Here is an 18007-nt window from a genome sequence, read left to right as displayed (position 1 = left end):
AGCGACCGGTCAGAAGTCGACCGGCGGCAGCTCCGGGCCACCGGCGGCGTCACCCGCGCCGACCCCGACGCCGAGCTTCTCCAGGATCTTCTTCTCGATCTCGGCAGCCACGTCCGGGTTTTCCTTCAGGAACTCCCGGGCCTTCTCCTTGCCCTGGCCGAGCTGGTCGCCGTCGTACGTGTACCACGCTCCGGACTTGCGGATGATCGCCTGCTCCACGCCGACGTCGATCAGCGAGCCCTCACGCGAGATGCCCTTGCCATACATGATGTCGAACTCGGCCTGCTTGAACGGCGCGGCGACCTTGTTCTTCACGACCTTGACCCGGGTGCGGTTACCGACCACGTCGGTGCCGTCCTTGAGGCTCTCGATGCGTCGCACGTCGAGCCGGACCGAGGCGTAGAACTTCAGCGCCCGACCACCGGTGGTGGTCTCCGGGCTGCCGAACATGACGCCGATCTTTTCCCGCAGCTGGTTGATGAAGATCGCCGTGGTGCCGGTGTTGCTGAGCACACCGGTGATCTTCCGGAGCGCCTGGCTCATCAGCCGGGCCTGGAGGCCCACGTGGCTGTCGCCCATCTCGCCCTCGATCTCGGCGCGCGGCACCAGGGCCGCCACCGAGTCGATCACGATGATGTCCAGAGCGCCGGAGCGGATCAGCATGTCCGCGATCTCCAGCGCCTGCTCGCCGGTGTCCGGCTGGGAGACCAGCATCGCGTCGGTGTCGACACCGAGGGCCTTCGCGTACTCCGGGTCGAGCGCGTGCTCGGCGTCGATGAAGGCGGCGATGCCGCCGTTGCGCTGGGCGTTGGCCACCGCGTGCAGTGCCACGGTGGTCTTACCGCTGGACTCGGGACCGTAGATCTCGACCACCCGGCCACGGGGCAGGCCGCCAATGCCGAGGGCCACGTCGAGTGCGATGGAGCCGGTCGGAATGATTGCGGTCTGGACGACCGGCCGGTCACCCAGCCGCATCACCGAGCCCTTGCCGAATTGCTTGTCAATCTGAGCGAGAGCAAGGTCGAGTGCCTTCTCCCGGTCAGGCCCTGCTGCCATGGTTGCCACCCCTGCCTTCGCCGGCGTCTTTGCTGAGCTTCGCGTCACGCGGACACGCTAGGCGCTAGGTCCGACAGAAAACCAGCCGACGGGCCGCGAGCTGTGGACGAGCACCCCGCTGTGGACAATAGCCGAACAGGTGTACGACTCGACAAGCGACACGCGGAACCGACGAAAAGGCTGCTCAGCGTAGTCGAGCGGGCACCCGGTCGGGGTACGCGGCACAAACCGCACGCCACACCACGTGTGTCTGCTCCCCCGATGCCAGGGCCTGCTCGATGGTCCGCCCGCCGAGCTGGGACAGCACCTGATCGCGGGCGATGCTGGCCGCGTAGCCGGGCCCGAACGCCTCGTCCAACCGCGTCCAGAAGTCGGTCAGCCGCACAGTGATCAGCCCTCCTCGTCCGGTGCCCCGGTCGGCACCGGGCGCAACGCTAGCGCCACCAGGGGCGCCGCCGCGACCGCCGCGAGCAGGGTGAGCACGGGATATCCGGCGAACTGCATGACAAACCCGCTGACCACGGCGGCCCCGGCCCCGGCCAGCCCCATGATCAGGTCGGACAGCCCCTGGACGCTCGGCCGCACCTCGGCCGCCACCGACTCGGACAGCAGGGTCGAGCCGGCCACCATCGTCCCCGACCAGCCCAACCCCAGCAGGACCAGACCGACCGAGAGCCGAGGCGTGTGGTGCCCGGCGGTGCCGGCGACGGCGCAGGCGGCCAGCAGCAGCCCGACCCCGCCGAGGATCACCGCCCGCCGGCCGAGCCGGTCGGTGAGCCAACCGACCACCGGGGAGAACGCGTACATGCCGGCGATGTGCAGGCTCAGCACGATGCCGACCAGCCGCAACACGTCGGCGTCGGCGTGCGACTCACCGAGCCGGACCGGAGTCATCGCCATCACCGCCACCATCACCAGGTGACCCACCGCCACGGCGGCGATGCCGAGTCGGGCGGCGGGCTGTCCGCGTACCACCGACCAGGCCGCACGCATCCCGGCGCCGCGCGGCGCGCGCGCCTTGACCGGCGCGGCGGCCGGCGTCACACCGCCACCTGCCGCCGGCGCCTCGGCCGCCACCGCGGTCGCCGTCGCATCGGCGGCCGGCGGCAGCTCGGCGGCCGGTGCGTCGTCCGCCGCGACCCGCCGCGCGGTGAGCAGCGGGTCGGGCCGGAGCAACCCGAGGAGTACGACGGCAGCCAGCACGAACGCGGCCGCGCTGAACGCGAACGGGCCGGCCAGCGGCGGCAACCCCCAGCCGGTGGTGACCCGGTCGGCCAGGGCGGCGAAGTTCGGCGCGGCCACCGCACCGATGGTGGTGGCCCAGACGATAAGGGAGAGCTGCCGCCCCCGGCGGGCCGGCTCAGCGAGGTCCACGGCCGTGTAGCGGGCCTGCAAATTCGCGGCGGTGCCCCCACCGAAGAGCAGCATGCCGAGGAAGAGCAGCGGCACCCAGCGGGTGGCCGCGGCCAGCACCACCAGCAGGCCACCGACGGCGCCGACCGCGTACGCCAGCACCAGACCCGGCCTGCGGCCGTGCCGCGCCATGATCCGGGTGACCGGGACGGCGAGCAGCGCGGCACCGACCACCCCGGCGCTCTGCGCGACACCGGCCACCGCGGTCCCGGCGATCCGGGCCGCGAGCAGCGCACCCACGGCGATGCCGATGGTCACGCCGATCCCGCCGATGATCTGGGTGGTGAAGAGCAGCCGCAGGGTACGCCGCTGGATCGACGCGACGTCGGGTCGGGCGACGGTACGCGGCGCGGTCAGGTCGGTCGCCATTGGCGCTCCTGTCGAAAGGGGTGACTCATCCTCGCGCACCCGCACCGACCAGCGGCAGTGGGTTTTGCCGGAACGGGGTCGCCACCGGCGCGGCCCACGCCATGGTGCCCGGGTGGTCGAGCGGTTCGACGCGGCGTGGCACCGGCGCGATCTGGGTCTGATCGCCGCCAAGGGCGTGTTCAGCAGCGCCCGGCCCGCCGGCCCCCGTTACCCACCCACGCGATCGGCGACGCACTGTCAATCTTGGACAGTTTCCGTCAGCGGCTGACGGAAACTGTCCAAGATCTGAACAGGTCACGGCGGCGCAGGGTGCGTGGGGCGGTCGCCGGTCAGCCGGGCAGGGCGCGGGTCACGACGGTCAGGTCGGCGACCAGGCCCTCGTACGCCTTGTCCTGGTCGTCGGCCCGCAGGACGGCGGACGGGTGGATGGTGGCCAGCAGCCGAGCCTGCGGCGCGTCGGCCCGCTTTCCGGCGTTGTCCACCGGCACCTGCTCGAAGTCGGCGGGGTGTTGGGCCGACTCCGGCCAGGGCAGCAGCTCGCCCCGCTGCCGGGTGACCCGGAAGGACGGGCCGAGCAGCGCCTTGGCAGCGGTCGCGCCGAGCACCACCACGACGTCCGGACGCAGCCGGGCGAACTCGGCGACCAACCAGGGGCGGCAGGCGGTGATGTGCACCTGGTCCGGGGTCTGGTGGATCCGCCGCTTGCCGCGCTGTTCAAAGCGAAAATGCTTTACGGCATTTGTGAGGTAGAGGTGACCCGGGTCCAGCCCGGCGTCGTCGACCGCGCGGCGCAGCAGGCGACCGGCCGGACCGACGAAGGGCAGCCCCTTCTGGTCCTCCATGTCGCCGGGCTGCTCGCCGACCAGCACCACCCGGGCGCTCTCGTCGCCCCGGCCGAAGACCGTCTGCGAGGCGTCCCGGTACAGCTCGCAGCCCCGACAGCCGCCGGCGGCGGTGCGCAGGTCGTCGATGGTGTCGGCGTCGGGCGGGATGAAGCGCTGGGCGCCCGGAGCACTCTCGGCCATGCCGACTGTTATATACCCGTTCGATGCTCGCCGCCGGATACGCCCCGGCACACCGGCCGCATCGCGTCAGTACCCGTTACCGCCCCCATCGCCGCCGGACGCGATCGCGATCAGCACGATGACGATGATGATGATCGCCACCGCCACCGCGATCCAGATCCCCTTACGAGCCCCACCAGAAGCCATGTCCCCCACCTCCAGGCGCCCGCATACCCGTCCCGGCCGTCCCGAATCCCCGCGATGTCCTACTTTCTGCCGCAAGGTGCACGGGTCCGACATCTTCCTCGACACGACCCGCGATCGAGGGAAGGGCGGCGGGTCAGGTGGGGAAGCCTTGGGAGGGGGGTGGGTTCTCGGCTCGGGCGAGGGCCGCCGCCAGGGCGACCAGGTCGGCGGTGTCCAGGGAGCTGACGGTGATGCGCAGGGCCGGCGGGGCGGCGATCCGGTAGAGCGCGCCGGGGGCCACCGCCCAGCCGGCGTCGCGGAGCGCGGTCACCGTGCTGGTCTCGTCCGCGACCGGCAGCCAGACGTTGATGCCGCTGCGACCGTGCGCGGTCAGGCCGTGCTCGGCCAGCGCGGCGAGCAGCCCTTCGCGGCGCTGCTCGTAGCTCTGCGCCGCCCGCTGCACCAGCTCGGTGACCGCCGGGTCCCGCCACAGGGCTAGCACCAGGCGTTGCAGCACCGTGGAGACCCAGCCGGCGCCGACCCGGGTACGGCCGCTCACCCGGGCCACCGTCGTCTCGTCGCCGACCAGCACCGCCATCCGCAGGTCCGGGCCGAAGGGCTTGCTCACCGAGCGGAGGAAGGCCCAACTCGCTGTCGCACCGGCGAGCGGGTGCAGGGGTACGCGGGCCAGTTCGGCCGCGTGGTCGTCCTCGATCAGCAGCAGGTCCCGGCGGCCGGCGAGCAGCGTCCGCAGCGCCTCGGCGCGGGCCGCGGAGACGGCGGCGCCGGTCGGATTCTGCGCCCGGCTGGTGACGATCAGCGCCCGCGCTCCGGCGGCGAGCGCCGCCGCCACCCCGGCGACCAGCGGCCCCTCGTCGTCCACCGGTACGCCGATCGGGCGCAGGCCCAGCGCGGCGACGAGGTCGAGCAGGTTGGCCCAACCCGGGTCCTCGACCGCCACCGCGTCGCCGGGGCGCAGGTGAGCGCCGAGCAACCGCTCGATGCCGTCCAGCGCACCGCCGGTGAGCGTCAACTCCCCGACCGGTACGCCGTCGGCGCGCAGCCGGGCACGGGCCACCTCGGCCAGTTCGGGCAGCACTCCGGCATCTGAGTAGCCGACCGACGGGCCGTTCTCGGTGGCGAGCGCCGCCAGGTGCGGGCCCAGCGGGGGCAGCAGACGAGGGTCGGGTTCACCCCGGGAGAGGTCTCGGGCGCCGGGCAGCGGTGGGGGGCGCAGCGCGGAGCGGCGGGCGGCCACCGGCGGGCGGGGGCGTACCCGGGTGCCGTGCCGACCGGCGGTGGCGAGCAGGCCACGCTGGCGTAGCTCCTGGTAGGCGCGGGCGACGGTGGCGGGGCTGACCCCCAACTCGGCGGCGAGTGCCCGCACGGGCGGCAGGGCGGCCCCCGGTGACAGGGCGCCGGTACGGATGCCGGACTCGATGCTGGCCGAAATATCGACGGCCGTCGTACCGGTGAGCTGATAGTGTGCTGACACAAATAAGAGATTGTACTAGAACAAGGGGGCGCGCGCATGTATCCACCCACCGCCCGGACCACACCCCACCGCTCCCGCGACAAGATGAGCTACGACCAGGCCGCCGCCCACGCCGTGCTCGACGAGGCGTACGACTGCGCGCTCAGCTTCACCGTCGACGGGCAGCCACGGGTGCTGCCCACCCTGCACGTCCGCATCGGCGACACGCTCTACCTGCACGGCTCCACCGGCAGTCGGCCGCTACTCGCCGCCCGGGGCGACGACGGGTTGCCGGTCTGCGTCGCGGTGACAGTGCTCGACGGGCTGGTCTACGCCCGTTCCCAGTTCCACCACAGCGCCAACTACCGCTCGGTCGTCGCGCACGGCACCGCCCGACTGGTCACCGACGAGCGGGAGAAGCTCGCCATGCTCACCGCGCTGGTCGAGAAGGTCGGCGCGGGACGCAGCACCGCCACCCGTCCGCCCAGCCGTCGCGAGTTGGCCGAGACGGCCGTACTGGCACTGCCACTGCGCGAGGTGTCCGTCCGGGCCCGCACCGGCGGGGTCCGCGAGGACGAGGCCGACCTGCACCTGCCGCACTGGGCCGGCGTGCTGCCCCTGCGCCTGACCGCCGGGGCACCCGAGCCGGACGCCGGGGTCACCGCACCGCTGCCGGCGTACCTGCGGACGCCCCGCACGCCCTGGCACGACCCGGTGCCGCTGCACGGCGAGCACGTTCGGCTGGAGCCGCTGGAGCTGGCGCACACCGACGAGTTGCACGCCGCCACCGCGGACCCTGAGGTGTGGCGGCACCTCAGCGTCGCGCCGCCCACCGCCCCCGCCGAAACCGCCGAGGTGATCGGCGCAGCCCTGGCCGCCCAGCACCGGGGCGAGCGGGTGGCCTGGGTGCAGCGGTGCGCGGCGACCGGGGCGGTGGTGGGCAGCACCTCCTACTACGACATCGACCCGGAGCGGCGGGCGGTGGCCATCGGGCACACCTTCCTCGGCCGGCCCTGGTGGCGTACCGGGATCAACACCGAGGCGAAGTTGCTGCTGCTCAGCCGGGCCTTCGACGACCTGGGCGCGGTACGGGTCGCCTGGCACACCGACATCCGCAACGTTCGCTCCCAGGCGGCCATCGAACGGCTCGGCGCGACCCGGGAGGGGGTGCTGCGGATGCACCGACAGCGCCCGGACGGCTCCTGGCGGGACACCGTGCAGTACGCGATGACCGTCGACGAGTGGCCGAACGCACAGGCCAGGCTGCGAGAAAGACTTCTGCGGACGGCACCGGTGGCGTGATGATGGCGGGCGTGCTGGGGATCACCGACATCTGGACGTACGTGCTGGGCACCGTGGCCATCATCCTGCTGCCCGGGCCGAACTCACTCTTCGTGCTCTCCACCGCGGCCAAGCGGGGCGCCGCGGTCGGCTACCGGGCCGCCGGTGGCGTGTTCGTCGGCGACGGGGTGCTGATGTTCCTCTCCGCCGCCGGGGTGGCATCGCTGCTCAAGGCGTACCCGCCGCTGTTCATGGTGATCAAGTACGCCGGTGCCGCGTACCTCGGTTATGTCGGGGTGACCATGCTGCTCGGCGCCGTGCGGCGCTGGCGCGACCGCAACGACCCGAGCACGCCGCGGCTCATCGACGCCGCGGAGCCGGCGGCGATGCGCAGCCCGTTCCGCAAGGCACTGGTGATCAGCCTGCTGAACCCGAAGGCGATCCTGTTCTTCATCTCGTTCTTCATCCAGTTCGTCGACCCCGGTTACGCCTGGCCGGCACTGTCGTTCCTGCTGCTCGGGCTGATTGCGCAGGTGACCAGCGCGCTCTACCTGACCGCGTTGATCTTCGCGGGCACCTTCCTGGCCGCCCAGTTCCGCCAACGCCGCCGCCTGGCGGCCGGTGGCACCACCGCCGTGGCCGCCCTCTTCCTAGCCTTCAGCCTCAAGCTGGCCACCGCCAGCGCCGGCTAGTCCGCCGCGATCTTGCACTTTCGATCGTCGAAACGCGCACTCTGAACCGGTTTGTCGCTACAGAAACTGCAAGAGGGCGGGGGAGCGGGGGTCAGGTGCCGTCGCCGCCGCCGGAGCCTCCTCCCACACCGGCGCCGCCGGCGGTGCCGCCCAGGCCGTAACCCGGTCGAACCGGCTCGTCGGGGTGGCGGCTGACGTGGGCCGACCCCGCGATCTGTGCGGACCAGTCGGCGTGCGCGGCCGCGGCGGCGTGCCGGTTGATCGCCTGGCGGATCCAGCCGTCCACGGTGGCCACCCAGTCCCGCCGGCCGGCGTCCTCGTGCCAGACCCGGAACCTGCTGATGCTCTGGTGGGTGATTCCGGCCAGCGCCAGCCGGCGATCCATCCAGAGGATCGCCTCAAGGCCCGCCGAGTTGGTCACGAAGATCACCTCCAGCTCGGTGATCGGGCCGGCGTAGAGCGGCCCCACCCAGTAGCCCCAGCGTTGGTGCAACGGCAGGGTGTGTTCCACCCCCGGCAACCCGCCCTCCTGCAACCCGGACTGGCGGATCATGAAGCCGAGCGTGTCCAGCGCCGCCAGCACGTGCTGCTGGGTGGGGAGCGGATGCACGAAGACCGGCACCATGGCCCCCTGGTCAAGGTCGGGGTCGAGCGACACCTCGGTCCGCAGACCCATCCGCAGGCTCAGCAGCGGCACCCCACCGAAGGTGGTCACCGGGGTCTCCCACGGCAGCGGGAACGCGAAGTCGACAGCCCGCCGCCGACCGGCCGGTACGACGAACCGGCCGGCGATCGGCAGGTGGTGGAACTGCACGAGACGTCGGGCCGCGGCCGGGTCGTCCGGCTCGACAGTGGTGACGAGGCCGAGCCGGATGTGCCGCACCAGCACGTCCTCCGGGCCGGCCGCGAGGGTCACCCGCCCGGGCAGGCGCAGGCCCGGTCGGGTACTCGGGTTGGGCAGCGTGGTCTGCACGGAGAGCCCGGTGCCACCGGACTCCGGGGACACTCCCGTCAGCCGCACCGCGCGCCCCCTCCCGGGACGGGGCCCCGCCGGCCCCACCAGGCGCGCCTACCCGGTCGGGGTCGGCTCAAGCCCGCTGCCGTGTCGAGCGTTGACCCGGCCGCACCTCGTCAGTGCGGCCGGGTCGACAGGTCAGCGCAAACGACGCCCGCGCGGGACCGTGTCGGTCTCGTCGTCGAACTCCCCGATGACCTCCTCCAGAAGGTCCTCGAGGGCCACGAAGCCGATCGGCCGGGCCGGGCCACCGCCGTTGCGGACCAGCGCGAGCTGCGACTGCCGGGCCCGCATCGCCGCCACCGCCTCGGTGACCGAGGACGTCGCGGGCAGCGTGAACGCGGGGGTCATCAGCGCCCCGGCGGTGGCGACCCGGCCGGTGGTGACCACCCGTACCGCCTCCCGGACGTGCACGAGCCCGCACACGTCGCCCGCCTCGTCGAGTACCGCGAGCCGGGATCGGCCGCTGTCCCGGCTGACCTCCTCGATCCGCTCGGCCGGGTCGTCCCGGCGGACGGTGACCATGGTGGCGAACGGTTCCATCACCTGCGCCACCGACGTGCCCTGCAACTCCAGCATGCTGGTCAGCAGTTGGTGCTGCTCGGCACCGAGCAGCCCGTGCTCACGGGACTGCTCCAGCAGGATCCGCAGCTCGTCCGGGCCGTGCACCTGGGCGAGCTGGTCCTGCTGGTTGACGCCGAACAGCCGCAGGATCGCGTTGGCCAGGGCGTTCAGCGCGGAGAGCACCGGCCGGGAGACCCGGGCGAAGGCGCGGAACGGCAACGCGAGCAGCGTCGCCGAGCGCTCCGCGTCGGTGATCGCCCACGACTTCGGTGCCATCTCCCCCACCACCAGGTGCAGGAAGGTCACCACCCCGAGGGCGAAGACCAGGGCGACCAGGTGACTGGCCGCGTCCGGCAGGCCCACCGCGTGCAGCAGAGGGCTGAGCAGATGCTCGATCGCCGGCTCGGCCAGCGCGCCGAGACCCAGTGTGCACAGCGTGATCCCGAGCTGCGCGCCGGCCAGCATCAGCGACAGCTCGCGGACGCCATCCAGCGCGGCCCGTGCCGCCCGGCCACCGTTCGCCGCCGCCTGCTCCAGGCGGTAGCGCTTGCTGGCCACCAGGGCGAACTCGGCGGCCACGAAGAACCCGTTCAGTGCCAGCAGGATCACCGAACTGAACAGTGCGATCCCGGGGCTCATGCGGTCACCTCGGGTTTGGTCAGCTGCAACCGCACCGAGTCGGCCACGTGCCGGTCCACGGCCAGCACCTCGACCAGGGCCCGGGGCTCCGCCTCGTTGTCCTCGCCGTCCGCCCCCTCGGGTTGCAGGCTGATCTCCAGCCGGTCACCGACCTCCGGCACCCGGCCCAGCTCCCGCATCACCAACCCGGACAGGGTGTCGTACTCGGGGGCCTCGGGCAGGGCGATGCCGGTGCTGTCGGCGACCTCGTCGATCCGCCAGCGGGCCGGCACCACCCAGGACCCGTCGTCCTGCCGGGCCGGTGCCCGCTCCGGTGGGTCGTCCTCGTCGCGGATCGGGCCGACCAGCTCCTCGGCGATGTCCTCCAGCGTGATGACGCCGGCGAAGCCGCCGTACTCGTCGACCACGCACGCCATCTGCCGGTGCCCGGACCGCAGGCGGTCGAGCACCGTGGGCAGGGGCAACGTCTCCGGTACGAGCAGCGGCGGCCCGGCCACCGCGCTCACCGGAGTGGTGGCCCGCTCCCCCGGGGGTACGCCGAGCACGTCGGCGATGCCGACGATGCCGAGCAGGTCGTCGACACCCTCCGCACCGCGTACCGGGAAGCGGGAGTGGCCGGTGTCCAGCAGCTCGACCACCCGGCTCACCGGTTCGTGCGCCCGGACGGTGTGCACGTCGACGCGCGGCACCATGGCTTCGCCGGCGGTCAGCTCGCGGAAGTCCAGGCCTCGGTCGAGCAGCGTGGACATCTCGGCGTCGAGGCTGCCCTCCTCGCGGGACTCGGCGATGATCTGTTCCAGGTCCGCCGGGGTGGCGCCGCTGGGCAGCTCCTCGATGGGCTCGATGCCGATGCGGCGCAGCAGCCGGACCGAGGCCCGGTCGAAGAGCCGGATCAGCGGCCCGGCGACGGCCAGGTAGATCAGGGTGGAGCGGCTCAGCGCCCGGGCCAGTTGCTCGGCCCGGGCGATGGCCAGGTTCTTCGGGGCCAGCTCACCGAGGACCATCTGCACGATGGTGGCGATGACCAGGGCCAACGCCACCGACAGCGGCAGGCTGACCGCCTCGCTGACGCCGGCCAGGCCGAGCAGGTCGGCGAGGCCACCGCCCAGGTACGGCTCGGCGACGTAGCCGGCCAGCAGCGCGGTGACGGTGATGCCCAGTTGGGCACCGGAGAGCATGAAGGAGAGCCGGCTGGTGACGGTCAGGGCCCGGGCGGCGGCCTGATCGCCGTCATCGGCGAGCTGGCGCAGCTTGCCCCGGTCCACGGCGACATAGCCGAACTCCTGCGCCACGAAGTAGCCGGTGGCGGCAGTGAGAAGAATGATCAGAAGGAGACCAACGACGATCAACACGGGTCGCTCAGGGCTCCCGGGGTCGTCGGTACGGGGATATGCCGGGCACGACCCGGCTGGCTACTGCTGCCCTCCTGGGCAGAAGAGTCGATCATGCCGTCATTTTATCGGCGCTGGCTGGGACTCCGCTGGGGGTGGGCCGAAGGAGCGGAACGTCCGGTTCAGCGGACGCCGCCGGTGGGCAGGCCGGGCTGCCGCCTGGCGGTCGTCACGCCGGCCCCGCCGGCCCGCTGCCCTGTCCGCGGTCGGCCAGCTCATCGGCGTCGAGCAGGCCCCGGTCGAGCCGCCCCGACCGGTACGCGGCCCGCCCGATCATCTGCGCCGCCACCGGCGCGGTCGCCAACTGGAAGACCGCCACCAGCAGGATCATGCCCAGGTCGGCCGGGGACCGCAGCCGCAACGCGATGCCCAGCAGCAGCAGGAGCACCCCCAGCACCTGCGGCTTGGTCGCCGCGTGCATCCGGGACAGCGCGTCCGGGAAACGCAGTACGCCGATCCCGGCGGCCAGGGCGAGCAGCGCGCCGGCCACCAGACAACCGGCGCCGAGCCAGTCCGCGATCGTCGCGATCACTGCTGCTCCCGGACGGCGAAGCGGACCAGCGACACCGAACCCACGAAGCCGAGCAGGGAGAGCACCACCAGCACGGGCAGCGTGGTGGCGTGCCGGTTGACCGCCGCCTCCGCGCCCACCGCGCCGACCATCGTGGCGAGCAGCATGTCCGCGGCGATCACCCGGTCCACCAGTGACGGGCCCCGGTAGAGGCGGGTCAGCGCGAGGAGCGCGGTGACCGACAGCAGTGCGGTGAGGACGACGGCCAGGAACGTGGTCACGGGCGGGTTCCCTTCTCGGATGAGGTGACGTCGAGGTGGCGCAGTTCGGTGGCGGAGCCGACCGCGCGGACGATTCGCCGCTCGACGGCGAGTGCGCGGTCCCGGGCCGCGTCCAGGTCCCCGGGGCCGTGGGTGTCCAGGACGTGCAGGTAGAGCGTTCCGGAGTCCCGGTCCACCTCGAGGATCAACGTGCCCGGCACCAACGAGACCGCCTCGGCGGTGAGTGCCAGGTTCAGGTCGGTGGGCACCCGCAACCGGACCGCGATGATCGCCCCGCGGGGTCGGTAGCCGGGCTGCACGGCGATCCGGGCGACGTGCAGGCTCGCGCTGACCAACTCGACGGCGAACCGGCCCGCGAACACCAGCAGCGCCCACGGTCGCAACCGGCCACCGAAGCTGACCGCCGGCAGCGGGTAGAACACCAGCACTGCCGCACCCACCAGCAGGCCACCGACCAGGTTGGCCCAGTTGATGTCGCCCCAGAGCAGGTTCCAGACCACCACCAGCCACCCGAGCGCCACCGCCTGGTCCCGCCAGCGCCCGATCCGGCCCCGACCCACCACGGAGGGCGCGGGGGCGTCGGGAGCCGGCTCCGGGGAGCCGGTCACGGCACACCGCCCGGCAGCACGGCACGGACGTACGGGGTCCGCAGCCGCAGGTCCGCAGCCGCGTCGGCGGTGACGTCGAAGAGCGGACCGGCCAGCACGGTCAACGCCAGCCCGAGGGCTACCAGGGCCACTGTGGCGCCCACCATCAGCCTCGGCAACTGGACGACCGGTTCGCTGGTGGCCAGCCGGGGCGCGCGCCAGAAAGCGATGTTCCACACCCGGGACGCCACGTAGAGGGTGAGCAGGCTGGTCAGCGTGCCGGCCGCGACCAGCACCCCGGGCAGCGGCCCGCCGGCCGCCACCCCGGCCTGGAGCAGGCCGAGCTTGCCGAGGAAGCCGGAGAACGGTGGCACTCCGGCGAGGTTCATGGCCGGGATGAAGAAGAGCACACCCAGCAGCGGTGCCACCCGGGCCAACCCGCCGATACGACGCAGGTCGGTGCTGCCGGCACGCTCCTCGACCAGGCCGGCGACGAGGAACAGCGTGGTCTGGATGGTGATGTGGTGCACCACGTAGAAGATCGCGCCGGCGAGGCCGGCGGCGGTGCTCAACGCCACCCCGAAGATCATGTAGCCGATGTGACTGACCAGGGTGAACGAGAAGAGTCGCTTCAGGTCGGACTGGGCCACCGCACCGAGGATGCCGATCACCATGGTCAGCCCGGCGACGACCATGAGCAGGATGTGGGCACGCCCACCGGGAAACAGCAACGTCTCGGTACGGATGATCGCGTACACGCCCACCTTGGTGAGCAGACCCGCGAAGACGGCCGTGACCGGAGCCGGCGCCGTGGGGTAGCTGTCCGGCAGCCAGGCCGACAGGGGGAAGACCGCCGCCTTGATCGCGAAGGCCAGCAGCAACATCAGCTCCAGGGCCAGTCGGACACCGTCGGGCAGGTCGTCGAGGCGCTGGGCGAGCTGGGCGAGATTGAGCGTGCCGGTGGCCGCGTACACCAGACCCACCGAGGTCAGGAAGATCATCGAGGAGAGGATGCTGACCACCACGTACGTCGAACCGGTCCGGATCCGGGTCTCGGTGCCCCCCAGGGTGATCAGCACGAAACTGGCGGCCAGCAGGATCTCGAACCCGACGAAGAGGTTGAACAGGTCACCGGCCAGGAACGCGTTGGTGACGCCGGCGGTGAGCACCAAATACGTCGGGTGGAAGATCGACACCGGCGAGCTCTCGCTGGTGTCGCTCTGACCCTGGCCGATCGAGTACAGCAGCACGCAGAGGGTCACCGCCGAGGAGACCACCAGCATCAGCGCGGCCAGTTGATCGGCCACCAGGACGATGCCGACCGGCGCCGGCCACCCCCCGACGGCCACCACCACCGGCCCGTGCCGGTACGCCTGCACCAGCAGCAGCACCGCCACCGTCAGCGTGCCGCTCAGACACAGCACACTGATCGCGCGCTGGATTCGCGGCTTCCCGGCCAGCAGCAGGGTCAGCGCCGCACCGAGCAGCGGCACCACCACCGGCAGTGGCACCAGGGTGCGCATCACGACTCGTCCCCGTGTCGTAACCGGCGGCGGGCCGGCTCGGGATCGACCTGTTCCGGGTCGCCGTTCGGGCCCTCCCCACCGAAATCGACGGCACCCGCCTCGTTGCGCCCGGCCTGCCGGATGATCTGCCGATCCTCCAGGTCGTCGGGCACCTCGTCGTCGCCGGAGAGATACCAGCTGCGGTACGCCACCGCGAGCAGGAACGCGGTGAACCCGAAGGTGATCACGATGGAGGTCAACACCATCGCCTGCGGCAGCGGGTCACTCATCCGCTCCACCGGGCCCGTGCCGACGATCGGCGCTCCGCCCGACCGCCCGCCCAACAGGATCAACAGGTTCACACCGTTGCCGAGCATGACCACACCCAGCAGGATCCGGGTCAGGCTGCGCTCCAACAGCAGGATCACCCCGCACCCGACCAGCACCGCGACGGCCAGCACCAGCACCAACGTCGGCCCCGCACCGCTGCGCGTCATGCCCGGTCCCCCTTGTCGACGGTTAACCCGCCGGTGGCCGTTCCGGTGGCCTCGATGTGCCGGTCCACCTCGGCACCGAGGCTGCGCAGGATGTCCAGCACCAGCCCGATCACGACCAGGTACACGCCGATGTCGAAGAAGAGCGACGTGACCAGATGGGCGTCGCCGACCAGTGGCAGCGCTCGGTCGACCTTCGCGCTCTCCAGCACCGACCCGCCGACCAGCAGCGCCACCACGCCACTGCCGACAGCCACGGCCAGCCCGGCGCCGAGAATCGCGCCGGCGCCGATCGGGGCCGCCTCGGTCAGCTCGTACCGGCCGCCGGCCAGATAGCGCACCACCAGGGCGAGACCCGCCACCAACCCGCCGGCGAACCCGCCGCCCGGCGCGTTGTGCCCGGAGAAGAGCAGGAACAGCGAGAACAGCACCACGGTGTGGAAGATCAGCCTGATGACCACCTCCAACACGATCGAGCGGCGCTCCTCGTAGAGGGTGGGGCCACCGCGCAGCCAGACCGGCCGGCCGCGTCCACCCACCCCCTGCTCGGACTCGGGCCGGCGCGGCCGCGGCCCGGTGCGGGAGCGCTCGAAGATCAGGCTGGCCACCCCGGTCGCGGCCACCACCAGCACCGCCAGCTCGCCCATCGTGTCCCAGGCCCGGATGTCGACAAGGGTCACGTTGACCACGTTGCGGCCGTACCCGTGCACCACCGCCAGGTCGGGGAAGGCGGCGGAGATGTCCGGTGCCCGGCGGGCGCCGACGGCGGTGAGGGCCAACCCGGCGGCCACCAACCCCGCCGCCACCCCGATCACCCGACGGGCCCAGCGGGTACGGCGCAGCGGGCGGGCCGAGAACCGCTCCGGCAGGCGACGCAGCACCAGCACGAAGACCGCGATCGTCGAGGTTTCCACCAGAAACTGGGTGAGCGCCAGGTCGGGCGCTCCGTGCAGCACGAACAACATCGCCGTGCCGTAGCCGGTCATGCCCACCAGCAGCATCGCGGTCAGCCGGCGACGGGCACCGACCGCCAGCACCGCCGCCACCGTGATCACCACGACGACCACCGGTTGCAGAGGGCTGTCCCAGAGCGGAACCCGCGCCCGCCAGGGGCTGGCGGAGAGCATCGCCGCACCCGGCACCAGCACCAGGGTGACCAGGATGATGCCCAGATACTGCGGCAGTGAGCCGCGCTGGGTCGCGCCGGTGACCTCGATGGCCAGCCGGTCGAACCGGCCGATGACCCACTCGTACCCCTGGTTTCCACTCACCGGCGATCGGAGCCGGGCCAGCACCGGGGCGAGCGGCCCGCGCACGGCGAAGAGCAGGCCGCCGCCGACGAGCGCCAGCACGGACAGGCCGAGCGCCGGGGTCGGTCCGGCCCAGAGCGCCAGGTGCGCGTCGACCCCGCCGAGCAGATCGGCGTACGGGCGCAGCAGGTCGTCCAGCACGCTCGCGGCCGGACCGGCGAGCAGACCGACACCGGCGAGCACCGCGGGCGGGACCAGCATCGACGCGGCGATCGATCCCGGCGGGACCGGCGCCACACCCGGCCGGTCGGCGAACGCGCCCCAGAGGAAGCGGGCGCTGTACGCGACGGTGAGCACCGTCCCGAAGACCAGGCCGGTGAGGAGCACGGGCTGGTCGGTGAACGCCCCGAACACCGCCTCCTTGGCCACGAAGCCGACCAGCGGTGGCACACCGGCCATCGACGCCGCGGCCAGCACGGCGACCACGAACAGCGGCCGGGACCATTGCCGCAGCCCGGACAGCTCGCGCAGGTCACGGGTGCCGGCACCGTGGTCGATGATGCCGACGACCAGGAACAGCGCCGCCTTGAACAGGGCGTGCGCCAGCAGCATCGCGGTGCCGGCCAGCGCGGCGTCCGGGGTGCCCGAGCCGGTCACCGCCACCAGCAGGCCGAGCTGACTGACCGTCCCGTACGCCAGCAGCAGCTTGAGGTCGGTCTGGCGCAGCGCTGCCCACCCGCCGAGCAGCATGGTCGCCACGCCGGCGACCTGCACCAGCGGTCGCCACGGGCCGACCGTCGCGAGCACCGGGGCGAGCAGCCCGACCAGGTAGACGCCGGCCTTGACCATGGCGGCGGCGTGCAGGTAGGCGCTGACCGGCGTGGGTGCCGCCATCGCCACCGGGAGCCACGAGCTGAACGGCAGCACCGCCGACTTGGACAGCGCACCGGCCAGGATCAGCAGCACGGCGCCCACCAGGTACCCGCCGCCGGGCAGCGGCTGCGCGCTGATCTCCGACCAGCGGTAGGTGCCGGCGTGCTCGCCGAGCATGATGAAGCCGACCAGCATGGCGAGGCCGCCCAGTGTGGTGACTGTCAACGCCTGCGCCGCCGCCCAGCGGCTGGACCGCCGTTCGGTGCTGTGCCCGATCAGCAGGTACGAGAAGATCGTGGTCAGCTCCCAGCCGACGTAGAGCAGCAGCAGGTCGTCGGCGAAGACCAGGACGAGCATCGCGCCCGCGAAGGCGACCAGGATCGCGGCGAACTGCGCCAGCCCGATGGAGCCGGCGCTGAAGTAGCTGGCGCTGTAGACCAGCACCAACGCGCCGACGCCGCCGATCAGCAGCGTCATCAGCCAGGACAGCGTGGTGAGCCGGAACGCGATGTCGAGGCCCAACTGCCGGATCCACGGGTATGTCTCGACCACCGCCCCGCCGTCGGCGACGGCCGGGGTGCGGGCCACCGCCCAGCAGAACGCGGCGGCCGGCGCGAGCGCCAGCGGGTAGCACGCGCGCGGACCCCACCAGCGGACGAGCAGGGGCGCGGCGAGGGCCGCCACGAGGTGGAGGATGAGCAGTACCAGCACCTGCACTCCCGATCGACATGGCCGACGCCCGTGGCAGCGGTGGCGCCTAGCAGCGATCAGACGCCAGTTCCTCCCCCGCCGGGCGGTTTTGCCAGAATTCGCCCACCCAACCCCAACCCAGCCCCAGCCCCAGCCCCAACCCCAGCCCCAACCCAGCCCCAACCGGTGATCAAGAGGTTTGCGTCATCCGCGCCCGCGTTCCTGACGCAAACCTCTTGATCAACGCGGGAGAGGGTGCGGCGTCGTCAGCGCAGCAGGGCGTTGTTGAGGGGTTGCGCGTCGTCGGGGGTGGGGCGGTCGCGGCGTAGCTCGGCCAGCAGGTCGAGGCGGCCGAGTTGGCGGGCGACCCGGTCGACCACCCGCTCGGCGGCGGTCAGCGACCGCACCGACAGCAGGCGGCCACGGCTCTCGCGACGCAGCACGAAGTAGTGCACGGCAACGCGGACCTGACCCCGGTCGGCGGCGCTGGCCTGGGCGGTGCAGAGAACCATCTCGCGAAGACAGTGGGCGAGGCGTTCGGCGAGCTCGAGCTCGGGGCCGTGCAGGCCGGTGCGGAGCGCGGCGAGGTGGCTGTCGACCTTGCGAATCAGCACGTCGGTGCCCGGTTCGACGGTGCGCTGCTCGCCGGCCATCAAATCCCCTCACCCCGGTTCGCGTTGCGAGTGAAGTTACTTTATGTTGCTCCTTAGAAGCAAGCAGTTAAGTGAGACT

General features: G+C 72.2%; 17 protein-coding genes. 2 read left to right on the top strand and 15 right to left on the bottom strand.

What is annotated here, in order from left to right; translation table 11 throughout:
- Positions 1-9 precede the first annotated feature (9 nt).
- The 5 genes from recA to MED15_RS22310 all read right to left on the bottom strand — a co-directional run bounded on the left by recA (position 10) and on the right by MED15_RS22310 (position 5523).
- A complete protein-coding gene (recA, locus tag MED15_RS22330; RefSeq protein WP_007456801.1) occupies positions 10-1056 on the bottom strand; it encodes a recombinase RecA in 1047 nt (348 codons plus the stop codon).
- Positions 1057-1240: 184 nt separating this feature from the next.
- Complete coding sequence (locus MED15_RS22325; protein ID WP_030489422.1) at positions 1241-1441, bottom strand: DUF3046 domain-containing protein; 201 nt, start codon at positions 1439-1441, stop codon at positions 1241-1243.
- A 5-nt stretch (positions 1442-1446) separates the two neighbouring features.
- Positions 1447-2838 carry an MFS transporter gene (locus MED15_RS22320; protein WP_112736850.1) on the bottom strand — a complete coding sequence of 464 codons (1392 nt, stop codon included), beginning with the start codon at positions 2836-2838 and terminating at the stop codon, positions 1447-1449.
- A gap of 329 nt (positions 2839-3167) precedes the next feature.
- Positions 3168-3863, bottom strand: coding sequence for a UdgX family uracil-DNA binding protein (locus tag MED15_RS22315; protein ID WP_112606287.1), 696 nt, complete (start codon positions 3861-3863; stop codon positions 3168-3170).
- 319 nt (positions 3864-4182) lie between these two features.
- Entirely contained in the window at positions 4183-5523 is a 1341-nt protein-coding gene (locus MED15_RS22310) for an aminotransferase class I/II-fold pyridoxal phosphate-dependent enzyme (RefSeq protein WP_112606284.1), read from the bottom strand.
- Between the two features lie 36 nt (positions 5524-5559).
- Here MED15_RS22310 and MED15_RS22305 point away from each other — a divergent pair, with 36 nt between their 5' ends.
- Positions 5560-6804 (top strand): bifunctional pyridoxamine 5'-phosphate oxidase family protein/GNAT family N-acetyltransferase, encoded by a 1245-nt coding sequence (locus MED15_RS22305; RefSeq protein WP_112606281.1) that lies wholly within the window; start codon positions 5560-5562, stop codon positions 6802-6804.
- Entirely contained in the window at positions 6804-7475 is a 672-nt protein-coding gene (leuE, locus tag MED15_RS22300; protein ID WP_112586641.1) for a leucine efflux protein LeuE, read from the top strand. Before MED15_RS22305 ends, leuE begins: the two co-directional genes overlap by 1 nt.
- 91 nt (positions 7476-7566) lie before the next feature.
- On the opposite strand, the gene MED15_RS22295 is transcribed toward leuE, so the two are convergent.
- From MED15_RS22295 to MED15_RS22250, 10 genes are all read right to left on the bottom strand, one after another.
- Complete coding sequence (locus MED15_RS22295) at positions 7567-8496, bottom strand: sporulation protein (RefSeq protein ID WP_112586639.1); 930 nt, start codon at positions 8494-8496, stop codon at positions 7567-7569.
- 132 nt (positions 8497-8628) lie between these two features.
- Positions 8629-9693, bottom strand: coding sequence for a hemolysin family protein (locus tag MED15_RS22290; protein WP_112586637.1), 1065 nt, complete (start codon positions 9691-9693; stop codon positions 8629-8631).
- Entirely contained in the window at positions 9690-11045 is a 1356-nt protein-coding gene (locus MED15_RS22285; protein ID WP_112736848.1) for a hemolysin family protein, read from the bottom strand. The genes MED15_RS22290 and MED15_RS22285 overlap by 4 nt, the downstream gene beginning before the upstream one ends.
- Before the next feature lie 208 nt (positions 11046-11253).
- On the bottom strand, positions 11254-11613 hold the full coding sequence (mnhG, locus tag MED15_RS22280) for a monovalent cation/H(+) antiporter subunit G (protein WP_112586786.1): 360 nt from the start codon (positions 11611-11613) through the stop codon (positions 11254-11256).
- The gene (locus tag MED15_RS22275; protein ID WP_112586633.1) at positions 11613-11876 is read right to left on the bottom strand and encodes an MrpF/PhaF family protein; all 264 of its coding nucleotides are present in this window, start codon (positions 11874-11876) and stop codon (positions 11613-11615) included. Before MED15_RS22275 ends, mnhG begins: the two co-directional genes overlap by 1 nt.
- A complete protein-coding gene (locus MED15_RS22270; protein WP_112736846.1) occupies positions 11873-12484 on the bottom strand; it encodes a Na+/H+ antiporter subunit E in 612 nt (203 codons plus the stop codon). The genes MED15_RS22275 and MED15_RS22270 overlap by 4 nt, the downstream gene beginning before the upstream one ends.
- On the bottom strand, positions 12481-13986 hold the full coding sequence (locus MED15_RS22265; protein ID WP_112586629.1) for a Na+/H+ antiporter subunit D: 1506 nt from the start codon (positions 13984-13986) through the stop codon (positions 12481-12483). The genes MED15_RS22270 and MED15_RS22265 overlap by 4 nt, the downstream gene beginning before the upstream one ends.
- On the bottom strand, positions 13986-14465 hold the full coding sequence (locus MED15_RS22260; protein ID WP_112700250.1) for a Na(+)/H(+) antiporter subunit C: 480 nt from the start codon (positions 14463-14465) through the stop codon (positions 13986-13988). The genes MED15_RS22265 and MED15_RS22260 overlap by 1 nt, the downstream gene beginning before the upstream one ends.
- Positions 14462-17296 carry a Na+/H+ antiporter subunit A gene (locus MED15_RS22255; RefSeq protein WP_112725324.1) on the bottom strand — a complete coding sequence of 945 codons (2835 nt, stop codon included), beginning with the start codon at positions 17294-17296 and terminating at the stop codon, positions 14462-14464. Before MED15_RS22255 ends, MED15_RS22260 begins: the two co-directional genes overlap by 4 nt.
- A gap of 245 nt (positions 17297-17541) precedes the next feature.
- Positions 17542-17928, bottom strand: a complete 387-nt coding sequence (locus MED15_RS22250; RefSeq protein ID WP_112586625.1) for a hypothetical protein — start codon at positions 17926-17928, stop codon at positions 17542-17544.
- Positions 17929-18007 lie beyond the last annotated feature (79 nt).

It is taken from the genome of Micromonospora noduli (assembly GCF_003264475.1).
Classification (GTDB): domain Bacteria; phylum Actinomycetota; class Actinomycetes; order Mycobacteriales; family Micromonosporaceae; genus Micromonospora; species Micromonospora noduli.
The sequence above is the reverse complement of the archived record's forward strand: the minus strand, read 5'-3'. Positions and strand labels throughout refer to the sequence as shown.